This is a genomic window from Aureimonas sp. D3, assembly GCF_001463805.1.
GTDB lineage: Bacteria > Pseudomonadota > Alphaproteobacteria > Rhizobiales > Rhizobiaceae > Aureimonas > Aureimonas ureilytica_A.
In genome coordinates this window covers 1-10844 of the sequence record NZ_BBWM01000087.1, presented here as the reverse complement: position 1 = coordinate 10844, position 10844 = coordinate 1, and the positions used below count along the sequence as shown (strand labels likewise).

At 65.0% G+C, this 10844-nt stretch carries 9 protein-coding genes; 1 reads left to right on the top strand and 8 read right to left on the bottom strand.

Annotation, left to right across the window (positions count from 1 at the left end):
• From AUL36_RS22690 to AUL36_RS22655, 8 genes are all read right to left on the bottom strand, one after another.
• On the bottom strand, nucleotides 1–1193 hold a 1193-nt coding region (locus AUL36_RS22690), incomplete at its 3' end, for an NAD(P)/FAD-dependent oxidoreductase (RefSeq protein ID WP_062224504.1).
• Nucleotides 1194–1207: 14 nt separating this feature from the next.
• Nucleotides 1208–2098 (bottom strand): ABC transporter permease, encoded by an 891-nt coding sequence (locus AUL36_RS22685; protein WP_062224502.1) that lies wholly within the window; start codon nucleotides 2096–2098, stop codon nucleotides 1208–1210.
• Between the two features lie 44 nt (nucleotides 2099–2142).
• A complete protein-coding gene (locus AUL36_RS22680) occupies nucleotides 2143–3093 on the bottom strand; it encodes an ABC transporter permease (protein WP_062224500.1) in 951 nt (316 codons plus the stop codon).
• A gap of 145 nt (nucleotides 3094–3238) precedes the next feature.
• The gene (locus tag AUL36_RS22675) at nucleotides 3239–4906 is read right to left on the bottom strand and encodes a peptide ABC transporter substrate-binding protein (protein ID WP_062224499.1); all 1668 of its coding nucleotides are present in this window, start codon (nucleotides 4904–4906) and stop codon (nucleotides 3239–3241) included.
• 144 nt (nucleotides 4907–5050) lie between these two features.
• Nucleotides 5051–6382, bottom strand: a complete 1332-nt coding sequence (locus AUL36_RS22670) for an NAD(P)/FAD-dependent oxidoreductase (protein WP_062224496.1) — start codon at nucleotides 6380–6382, stop codon at nucleotides 5051–5053.
• 1 nt (nucleotide 6383) lies between these two features.
• On the bottom strand, nucleotides 6384–7094 hold the full coding sequence (locus AUL36_RS22665; RefSeq protein ID WP_062224494.1) for an SDR family NAD(P)-dependent oxidoreductase: 711 nt from the start codon (nucleotides 7092–7094) through the stop codon (nucleotides 6384–6386).
• Nucleotides 7091–7582 carry a MarR family winged helix-turn-helix transcriptional regulator gene (locus AUL36_RS22660; protein ID WP_062224492.1) on the bottom strand — a complete coding sequence of 164 codons (492 nt, stop codon included), beginning with the start codon at nucleotides 7580–7582 and terminating at the stop codon, nucleotides 7091–7093. Before AUL36_RS22660 ends, AUL36_RS22665 begins: the two co-directional genes overlap by 4 nt.
• 300 nt (nucleotides 7583–7882) lie before the next feature.
• Nucleotides 7883–9523, bottom strand: coding sequence for an ABC transporter ATP-binding protein (locus AUL36_RS22655; RefSeq protein WP_062224490.1), 1641 nt, complete (start codon nucleotides 9521–9523; stop codon nucleotides 7883–7885).
• 719 nt (nucleotides 9524–10242) lie between these two features.
• Here AUL36_RS22655 and AUL36_RS22650 point away from each other — a divergent pair.
• Nucleotides 10243–10844, top strand: a 602-nt coding sequence (locus AUL36_RS22650) for a glycoside hydrolase family 16 protein (RefSeq protein ID WP_156418544.1), incomplete at its 3' end; no start/stop codon positions are given.

The window sequence follows — 10844 nt, the reverse complement described above, 5'->3', positions numbered from 1 at the left end:
GCCAGCTCGCTCTCTGGCTGACCCAGCGCCCATTCCGAGAGGATCGAGCCCAGCATCGAGCCGGTCGGCACGCCCCGTCCCGAAAGCCCGGTCAGCGCCACGATGCCGGGCGCGAGGTCATAGAAGCGGGGAACGGTGCGGACCTGCATGTCCAGCTCGCCGAACCAGAGATAGTCCCAGCGGATCGCCTCGCGGATTTGCGGGTGCAGCCAGGTCAGGCGCTCGCTCATGACCTGCCTCGTATAGGCGAGGTCGCGCCCGCGCCGTCCCATCGGGAACATCGAGCAGACGATGCGCCCCTCGCCATTGTACTTGTAGACGTAGATGTCGCCGCGCCCGTCATGGATCGTCGTGTTATCAGGCAGGACGCTCTGGCGCGTTTCCGGCGAGAGTACCTGCGTGGCCGCGACGAAGACGCGCTGGATCTTGAAGGTCTGGTCGAGCTTCGGCCAGCCGCCGACCGTGTAGGCCCCGGTCGTGAAGATCACCTTGTCGGCCAGGACGCGGCCGCCCGGCGTGCCAACCGCCCAGCCGCCGCTCGCCTCGCGCTCGCAGGAGAGGGCTGCCGATCCGGTGAAGATCCTTGCCCCTTCCTGCATCGCGGCGCGGGCGAGGCCCCTCGCGTAGCCGAGCGGGTTGAGATGGCCCGCCTCCTCGTGCAGCCAGCCACCGTGGAACCGCGGGCTGCCGGTGATGGCTTCCACCTCGTCCCGATCCACGAAGCGCGTGCGCGCGCCGACGCCGTTATAGGTCTCGACCTTGCGGCGGATCTCCGCGAGCGCCCCCTTGTGCGGCGCGCCCATGACATAGCCGTTCTGCACCCATTCGCAGTCGATCTGATAGTCGCGGATCATCGCCGAGACCCGGTCATTGGCCCGCGTCTGACGCTGGATCAGCCGCTCCGCCCAGGGCTCGCCCAGCATGCGCCTGAGTTCGGGCAGGCTGTAATGGGTGAAGGTCGGCGTGCAATGGCCGGCATTGCGGCCCGAGCCGCCGAAGCCCGCTTCCTCCCGCTCCAGAACCACCACATCGACGCCGGCCTTGGCGAGTTCCAGCGCGGTCGTCAGCCCGGCATAGCCGGCCCCCACGATGCACACATCAGCGCGGACGGAACCCTCCAGCGGGACGGTTCGCGGCGCGGGCTTGGCGGTGGCGAACCAGAGCGTATCCTCGAAAGGCGAGAAGCGGGGCATGATCGAGCCTCCCGTCAACTGAGGTCGCTGCGGGCGTCCAGAGCATCGCGCAGCCCGTCGCCGATGAAGTTGAAGCTGGTGACGGCGAGCGTGATCGCGACGCCCGGCACGATGGCGAGCCAGGGGGCCTTGTCGAGATATTGCTGCGCGCCGTTCAGCATGTTGCCCCAGCTCGGCAGGGGCGGCTGGATGCCGTATCCGAGGAAGCTGATATAGGCCTCCAGAAGGATCGCGCGCGCCACCGTCAGCGTCGCCGCCACGATGATCGGCCCGACCGCGTTGGGCAGAAGCTCGCGAAACATGATCCAGCCGTTGGGCAGACACAGCATCCGCGCGGCCAGCACGAAATCGCGCTCGCGCAAGGAGCGCACCTCCGCCTCGACCAGACGGGCGATCTCCATCCAGCTCGTGACCGCGATGATCACCGTGATCATGAAAGGGCTGGGCTTGACGAAGGCGGCGAGCGCCAGGAGCAGAAAGATCGAGGGGAAGGACAGGAAGGCGTCCACGAAGCGCATCAGCACCGCTCCGAGCCGCCCGCCGTAATAGCCGGCGACGACGCCGATCACCGTGCCGATCAGCGTCGAGAGCACCATGGCGAAGAAGCCGACCAGCAGCGAGATGCGCCCCGCGCTGAACAGCCGGGCGGCGATATCGCGCCCCAGCGGGTCGGTGCCCAGAATGTGGTAGCCGGTCAGCGGCGGCGCGAAGCGGGCGCGCAGGTCGATATAGAGTTCGTCATAGGGCAGGAGATGCGGGCCGACCACGCAGGCGAAGATCAGCACCGCGATCATGACCAAGCCCACCACCGCCAGCTTGTGGCGCGCGAACCGGCGGACGGTGCGGCTGCGCCACCAACGAGGGGAGGGGGCGGCGGCGGCGATGGGAAGCGTTGCGGCGGACATGATCTAACCCCTTCAAGCGATGGCGACGGAGCGTCGGGCAGGCGTCACCCCAGGCGGATGCGCGGATCGACGAGCGCGACCAGAAGGTCGGCGATGAGACTGCCGGCGAGGACGAGGATGGCGGAGAACATGAGAAGGCCCATGACGACGGGGTAGTCGTGATAGCCGAGACTATCGAGAAAGAGCCGCCCCATGCCGGGCCAAGTGAAGACGGTCTCGGTGACGAGCGCGCCGCCCAGGATGGTGGGCAATTGCAGGCCGGCGAGCGTGATCATCGGCAGAAGCGCGTTGCCCACCACATGCTTCATCAGGACCCGGCGCTGCGTCAGACCCTTGGCGCGGGCCGTGCGCACGAAATCCTGGTTGATGACGTCGAGCGTCGCGGTGCGCATGTAGCGACTCCACACCGCGATATTGACGAGCGCCAGAACGAGGCTCGGCATCACCAGGTGGATGGCGTAGTCGGTGAAGGACTGGTCGCCGATCGTGTACATGCTGCCGACCGGCAGCCATTTCAGCTTCAGCGCGAAGACATAGATGGCGACGAGGCCGAACCAGAAGGTCGGGATCGACAGCGCCACCATGGCGCCCACCGTCGCGGCATAGTCGAAGAGCGAATAGCGCTTCGTCGCGCCCTTGATGCCGATCCAGGTGCCGACGAGGATCGAGATCAGCGTGGACGAGCCCATCAAGAGAAGCGTGGCGAAGAGGTGCCCGGAGATGATCTCCAGCACCGGCCGCTGGTCGCGATAGGACGTGCCCCAGTCGCCCTGGAGGAGACGCCAGCCCCAGTCGAGATACTGGATCGGCAGGGGCCGGTTGAGGCCCATCTGCTCGGCGATGCGGTCGATCGCCTCGCGCGTCATGCCAGGCGTGAGCGCGAATTGCGACAAGGGACCGCCGGGCGCGAGGTTCAGGACCGCGAAGCCGATGATCGACACGAGCACCAGAAGGATCAGGCTCTGCCAGAGGCGGTTCAGGAGATAGGGCAACATGGGGCTGGCTCCGGATCGGCGGATGGTCTGTCCTGCGCGCGGGACGCACGATTGCGGGGCGTCCGGGAGGGGAGCGCGCTGCCGCTTCGGCGGGCCGGGCCTCAAGGGGAGGCCCGGCCGATCACGTGATCAGACGATCACTTGATCAGGCGAGGCTCCAGTGGCCGACATTCCAGGTGTCGATGCGCGTGTTGATGTTGTAGGCGACGCCTTCGACGCCCTGCTTGTAGCCGCGCACCGTCGCGTACTGGAACAGGGGCAGGAGCGGCAGTTCCCGGCGCATGATCTCCTGAATCTTGAAATAGGCCGCGCGGCGTTCTTCCGGCACGAAGAGGCTGCCGCCCTGCGTGAGCAGATCGTCCACTTCCTTGTTGGCGAACTGCCAGTTGTTCTGGCCCGAGCCGCCCTTGGCGGGGCTGGAGGTCGAGCGGAAGAAATCGGACGTGTCCGGGTCCGGGCCCGTCAGGAAGTCGAGGCCGACGATGACGCTGTCGAACTGGGACAGCATCCAGTAATCGCCCCACATCACGGCCGGGGGCAGGTTGGAGATCGTCATCTCGATGCCCAGATCCTTGAAGGACTGCTGCATATATTGCTGCACCTGTTCGCGGATGTGGTTTCCGGCTGTCGTGGAGCAGGTGAAGGCGAGCTTCACGCCGTCCTTGGCGCGCACGCCGTCCGCGCCGGGTACCCAGCCCGCTTCGTCCAGCAGGGCCTTGGCCTTTTCGGGCGAGTATTCGTGCTTCGGCAGATCGGGGTTGTAGTAGTAGGATTGCTGCGGAACGTAGCTTTCGGTCGGCGTCGGCAGTCCGTAATACAGCGCGTCGATGATCGATTGCTTGTCGATCGCGTGATACAGCGCCTCTCGAACCTTTGGGTCCTTGAACTGCGGGCGCTCCATGTTGAGCGTCAGGGATTCGATGGTCGATCCTGGCACCACGGACACGACCTTGCCCTCCAGCGTCTTGGCTTCCTCGTAGTGATCAGGCGTGATCCACTGCAGGCCGGCCACGTCGATGTCGCCCGCCTTGAACTGGGTGTACATGACGTTGAGATCGGGCACGTATTTGTAGATCAGGGTCGCGATATGCGGACCATCGCCGAAATAGTCCTTGTTGGCTTCCAGAAGGATGTAATCGCCGGCCACGCGCTGCTTCCACTTGAAGGGGCCGGTGCCCACGGGCGCGTTGTTGAAGGGGGCCGTGTTCGGATCGGCCGCCGCGCCCAGGATGTGCTTGGGCGTGATGAAGGTCGAGGCCAGGATGGAGGGATAGGGCGCGAAGGGCTTTTCCATCTTCCAGGTGATCTCGGTCGGCGACACGACCGTGAGATCCCGCACGAACTCATGGCCGGTCTTGCGCCAGGAGCGGAAGTTCGGATTGACCAGGAGTTCCAGCGTGGACTTCACGTCCTCGGCGGTGAAGGGCGTGCCGTCGTGCCATTTCACGTCGTCGCGCAGCTTCACCTTCCAGGACAGACCGTCTGCCGAGATGCCGCCATTCTCGACCGTCGGTACCTCGGCCGCCAGCGCCGCCACGAAGGCGCCCTTCTCGTCCACATAGAAGAGCGGATCGAAAATGCTGAAGTGAATGCCCTCATCGACCTCGATATGGGGCATATGCGGGTTGAAGACGGTGGGCTCCTGCGAGAAGCCCACGGTCAACTGGCCCTTGGCGTCCTGACCGCCTTGCGCGAAGGCGGCGCGTGTGAGGCCGGGCAGGCCGGTCATCACGAGGCCGGACGCACCGAAGGCGAGAAGCCCGAGCGCCTGGCGACGGGTGGTGGTGAGGAATGGCTTACGGCTGTCGGGCATGGTGTCGGTTCCCCTTGGTCGGATGGAATGGCTTGGGATCACATCGTTGCATCCGCCTCTGCGGGCGGTGGACCTCCCGGCGGCAGTCGCCTGCCGGCATGCTCTTCGGGGCGGCGCGGCAGCCTGAACCGCCGCGCCGCACACTCAGAAACCGCTGATCAGTTCGATCTTCGAGCCGTCCGAGAAGCGGCTGAAACGGAAGTCGTGCCGCTCGACCAGCGGCGTGCGGCCGGACACGATGTCGGCCATCAGCCGCCCGGCGGCCGGGCCGATGCCGAAGCCATGGCCGGAAAAGCCGGTGGCGACATGGAAGCCGGGGATCGCGTCGATCGCGTCGATGACGGGCACGGCATCGGGCGTCACGTCGATCATCCCGCCCCAGCGCTGGGCGATCTCGGCTTTCTTGAACACCGGAAAGGCGACCGACAGGCGCTTCATGGCCGCGTCCGAAATGGCCTTGGACGGCACGGGATCGAGCACGCGGTTATATTCGAAGGGGGAGGGCTCATCGAGCGCCCAGCGGCGAGCTTGGCGCGCCTCGTCCAGGAAGCGCCCGCCGACCCGGAAGCGCAGCGCGCGCCACTCATGCGAGAGGGCCGGCATGAACTTCGCGGCATGGCGGAAGGAGGCGGGAACGATATCCACCACGTTGCGCGATCCGTCCGCGATCGTATAGCCGCCGTCCTCGCGCTTGCGCAGGGCAAAGCCGCTCGCCCAGATCGCCTCGTCCGGTCCGCCTTCCAGCGGCTTGGTGCGCAGGACCGAGTTCAGGACCTTCAGCTGCGGCAGGTCCAGCCCGTTATTGCCCATGAAGAGGCTGGACCACGCCCCGCCCGCCAGCACCACGGAGGAGCAGGCGATCTCGCCGCGCTCGGTGACGACGCCCGACACCTTGCCGCCCGAGAGTTGCAGACCCCGTACCGCGCATTCGGTGAGGATATGCGCGCCCCGGTCGCGCGCCGCCTCGGCGATGGCGGGCGCGGCCTTCTGCGGCTCGGCGCGACAGTCGCCCGCCGTGTAGAGCGCGCCGGCGATCTTCATCGTGTTGCCGGGATATTTGGCGTTGAACTCGGACGCGCTCAGCATCCGGCTTTCGATCTGGTAGCCTTCCAGATTGCGGTTCCAGCGCTCATGATCGGCGAAGGATTTCTCGTCGGTGCAGGTGAAGACGATGCCCGATCGCTTGAAGCCCGTTTCGCGCCCCGTCCGCCGGTTGAGATCGGCCCAGATGCGCAAGGATTCCGCCATGAGAGGCACTTCGCGCGGGTCGCGGCGGGAGATGCGCACCCAGCCCCAGTTGCGGCTGGACTGTTCGTGGCCGATCCCGCCCTTCTCGCAGAGCGCGACCCGCAGGCCCCGCTCGGCCAGTTCCAGCGCGGTGGAGGTTCCGATGATCCCGCCGCCGATGACGACGACATCCACCGCCTTGGGCAGGTCGGCATCGCCATGGACGGGAACGACATAAGGACCGGGCATATCAGAAGAATTCCTCAAGCTGGCAATTGACCGCGAATTCGGCGACCGAGGCGGAGTTGGGCAGGGCCAGAAGCAGGGCGACGATGCGCGCGAGATCGCCGGGCTGCGTCAGAAGTTCGGCCGGGCGGTTGGTGATCGCCGCCGCCATGTCGGTGGCGACGAAGCCGGGGCAGACGGCGGTGGCGCGAACGCCCTGGTCGAAGCCCGCCTGCCGGATGGCGTGGGCGAGCGCGACGGCGGCAAATTTGGATAGCGAATAGCTGCCCGCGCCGGGTGACTTGACGCGCTTGCCGGACAGCGAGGCGAGAATGATCACCCGGCCCCGGCCGGTGGCGCAGAGAGAATCCCACGCCGCTTTCGCAAGCCGGCGCGGCGCCTTCACATTCACCGCCATCATGGCGTCGATGTCCTCGTCCTCGGCCTCGATCACGCTTTTGGGGATCATGATGCCGGCATTGGCGACCAGCGCGTCGATCCGCCCGAAGCGGGCGAGCGCCGCCTCCACCCAGCGCGCCTCGCCGCCTGTGTCCTCGGCGTCGTAGGCGAAGAGATGCACCCGGTCCTCATGGCCCGCAGCCCAGGCCGGCAGGGAAGGGCGGCGCATTCCCAGCGAAACGTGCCAGCCCTGGCGCAAAAGCTCGGCGGCGATGTGATCGCCAATGCCGCGGCTGGCGCCCGATATGAGCACGACGGAACTTTGGGGATCGCTCATGAGAGGCCCACGATGCGCCGATAGGCGCGCTTGAGAATGTCGGTGACGAGCTTCTGCTCGTCCTCGGGGATGAAGGAGAAGAAGTCGCGCGACTGCTGCGGCACGATCTCGCGGATCTTCACGGCCAAGGCCGCCCCGGCCTCGGTGATGAAGAGCTGCTGGGCGCGGTTGTCCTCCGGCGAGACCTCGCGGCGGATCAGGCCATGGCCCTCCATCTGGTCGAGGAGCCGACCCATGGCCGAGCGGTCCTTGAGGATGAGATGCGCGATCACGGAGGGGCGGATGCCCGGATAATCGTCCACCAGAAGAAGGGTGGTGATCTTGCCCGTGCCCTTGGCAACGTCCAGCCCTTCCAGACGCTCGTCGAGATCGCGCGAGACGGCGAGGTTCACCGTGCGGATGTAGAAGCTCAGCGTGTCTTCCAGCACATCGATATTGATGTCCTGCGGCAGGGTCGGCGGCGGCGTCTTGGGCTTGGTTGTCTTCATCGGTCTCGATTCGGGCGCGCGCACTCCCGCCCTGCCGCGCCGCATCCTTGCTGCGCGGCGATCAGGGCTCGGCGGCCGTGTCGCTTGTCGGTTTTATGACACTATGAAAGGCCAGATAGTGGATATTGGCAACCATTTTCTGGCACTAAGACCGTATTATTTTCGATTTAAAATCAGACGTTTACATGGAAAACAGCAGCGTCGCCGGCACCTATGGCGCCAGCGGCGGAAGATGGCCCAAAGGGCCACGACGCGCGTTCCGGCTGCCGGCCTTGGTGCCGGCGACCGTTCGGCGATGAACTAGCCGGCTTCGGCCGCCGGTTCCCAGTCCGCGCCCGGAATCGCCGAGACGAGCTTGCGCGTATACTCGTGTTGCGGGTCGCGGAAGATCGTGGTGGGCGGGCCGCGCTCTACCACCACGCCCTTGTACATCACGATGACCTCGTCGCAGATCTGGCTGGCGACGCGCAGATCGTGGGTGATGAAGATCATCGCGACCTGCGTCTCCTTCTGAATCCGGTCCAGAAGCTCCAGAATCTGCGCCTGGATCGACACGTCGAGCGCCGACACCGCCTCGTCCGCCACGAGAACGAGCGGGTCGAACATCAAAGCGCGCGCGATGCCGACGCGCTGGCGCTGGCCGCCCGAGAACTCGTGCGGGAAGCGGTCATAGGCCTGCTCGTCCAGACCGACGAGCTTAAGGAGGCGAAACGCCTTGGCGCGCGCCTCGCTCACGGACAGGCCATGCGCCACCGGGCCGACGGTCAGGATCCTCCCGATCGTGTGGCGCGGGTTGAGCGAGGCGAAAGGGTCCTGAAAGATCATCTGGATATAGGGCCGCAGCGGCCGGAACGCTTCCTCGCTCAGCCCCGCGATGTCCTGGCCCTGGAAGCGGATCGAGCCGGCGTCCGGCTCCAAGAGTTTCAGAAGCACGCGCCCGAGCGAGGACTTGCCCGAGCCACTTTCGCCCACGACGCCGAGCGTCTGTCCCTGGCGGAGCTGGAAGCTGACGCCGTCCACCGCCTTGACCACGCGCGTCTTGCCGAAGAAGGAGCCGGACAGCCGATATTCCTTTTCGAGCTTCTCCACCTCCAGCACCACGGGCGCGTCCGCGCTGATCTCGGCTGCGCTGGCGCGCATGCGCGGAACGGCGGCCACCAGTCGCTGCGTATAGGGATGCGCGGGATGGACCAGCACCTCTCCGGCCGGTCCCTGTTCCACCAGCTTGCCCTTTTCCATCACCACGACCCGATCGGCGATCTCGGCGACGACGCCGAAATCATGGGTGATGAACATGACGCTCATGCCCTTGCGCTTCTGGATCTTGCGGATGAGATCGAGAATCTGCGCCTGCGTCGTCACGTCGAGCGCCGTGGTCGGCTCGTCGGCGATCAGAAGGTCGGGATCGAGGGCGAGGGCCATGGCAATCATCACGCGCTGGCGCTGCCCGCCCGACAGGCGGAACGGATATTGGAAGCGCATCAACGCGGGGTCGGGCAGGCCGACCTCTTCCAGAAGCGCCAGAACCTTGGCCTCGCGGCTCTGGGTCGTGCCGTGGCGATGCGTTTCCAAGACTTCCAGAATCTGGTCGCCGACCGTCATCAGCGGATTGAGCGCCGAGAGCGGGTCTTGGAAGATGATCGAGACGACGCGCCCGCGCAACTCGCGCATCTGCGCTTCGCCGGCCTTGAGAATGTCGATGCCCTGGAAGTGGATCTCGCCGGCGCTGGCTTGGATCGCGGGCGGCAGCAGGCCCATGATCGTGTTGGCCGTCACGGATTTTCCCGAACCGGACTCGCCGATGATGCAGAGGATTTGGCCGGCGGGCAGATCGAAGGAAATATCCTCCACCGCATGGCGCCGCTCCATGCCCGGCGGAAGGTCGACCGTGAGATGTCGAACGGAGAGCACCAAGTCGGTCGGCACGGCGATCTGGGACATGCGTCACCCCCTTTGCCATCTGGGACGCCGATCTGTCACCCCCGTGCGCCACACCGAGATGATGGACGGTGTCCACTATCTCGTCCAGTCGTGATTTCCCTGTCGCTGCTCGCTTTTTCGGCAGTACCGACCTCAAACTGCTCGAATATCGGGAGGATCGCAAAACTCGTGTGCACCCGAGCCAGCGTTCATCTTGACGCCGTTTCAGACGTCATGACTGTGTTGAAACAGCCCACTGGTCACAGGGATCGCGGCTTGTTTCAACTTATCGGCAATTAAAACTCTCAAAATCCTTCGATCTACCGGCGACGCTATCGGTTGGAATGGTCGTGTTTGGAAAGGTGGATTGATATTTCGATGCCATCTTCGTTTCGATCGGTGGACATCGTGAATCCGCCTTCCAGAGGCGACGAAGGCGTTACGTCCTCATTGAATGCCGCAGTGCCCCCCATGTCCAATCGCGCGAGCGGACTGCGGGATGACAAAAGCGTGGAATGAGATCAAAGGTCGGTTGCAAACAGTCTATCGTAACCAGCCTACCTCGCCCTGTTCTATTTCGGGCAATGCAAGGAATGATGCCAAGTTTCGCTGTTAGATATTCGAAGCGAAGGGCAGAGGAGGATAGAATGCACCAAATCTAGTTTACGCCTTCGAAACAATAAGTCGTGCACTGTTTTCTTCCGGATGCTCGCAGCCAGCCGGGATGATGGAGATGCTCGATGAAAGATTTGTCCAACTATACGCTGACCTTCAGCGACGAGTTCGACAGCCGCAGCATCTCGCAAAACGGTGGCGGAACGACTTGGGCCGACATTCGCCCCGAATGGCGCTTCGACGCCAATTCCGACATCGGCTTCGGCCGCTCGTCCTTCGTGGACGCCGCGTCGGGCTACGACCCGTTCAAGGTGCAGGACGGCGTTCTGACCATCACTGCTGTCCCCGACCGCACGCCCTATGGAATGCCCGGAAGCTGGGAGTCCGGCCTCATCCACACGCGCGGCTCGTTCCAGCAGACCTATGGCTATTTCGAGATGCGGGCGGACTTCTCCAACGCCAAGGGCGCATGGGATGCGTTCTGGCTCCTGCCGACGCAGCAGATCAACCAGGGCAAGAATGGCGGCTTTCAGGAACTCGACATCGCCGAGCACTATGGCAACAACCCGAACGGCGTCTATCGCTGGCTGCATACAACCGACTATCACGCCAATCCCAGCGCCGATCTTCAAGTCTATAGCGAGCACGCCGGCATCACGACGGGCTTGCGGTGTGCTTCGGGCGGAGCGATCGAGCTACCACTATCGTGGGCGCCGCGCCGATCAGG

What these genes read in the sequence shown, in the direction of transcription:
- AUL36_RS22685 (WP_062224502.1), bottom strand. Translation starts at nt 2,098, where the DNA reads ATGTCCGCCGCAACGCTTCCCATCGCCGCCGCCGCCCCCTCCCCTCGT.
- AUL36_RS22680 (WP_062224500.1), bottom strand. Translation starts at nt 3,093, where the DNA reads ATGTTGCCCTATCTCCTGAACCGCCTCTGGCAGAGCCTGATCCTTCTG.
- AUL36_RS22675 (WP_062224499.1), bottom strand. Translation starts at nt 4,906, where the DNA reads ATGCCCGACAGCCGTAAGCCATTCCTCACCACCACCCGTCGCCAGGCG.
- AUL36_RS22670 (WP_062224496.1), bottom strand. Translation starts at nt 6,382, where the DNA reads ATGCCCGGTCCTTATGTCGTTCCCGTCCATGGCGATGCCGACCTGCCC.
- AUL36_RS22665 (WP_062224494.1), bottom strand. Translation starts at nt 7,094, where the DNA reads ATGAGCGATCCCCAAAGTTCCGTCGTGCTCATATCGGGCGCCAGCCGC.
- AUL36_RS22660 (WP_062224492.1), bottom strand. Translation starts at nt 7,582, where the DNA reads ATGAAGACAACCAAGCCCAAGACGCCGCCGCCGACCCTGCCGCAGGAC.
- AUL36_RS22655 (WP_062224490.1), bottom strand. Translation starts at nt 9,523, where the DNA reads ATGTCCCAGATCGCCGTGCCGACCGACTTGGTGCTCTCCGTTCGACAT.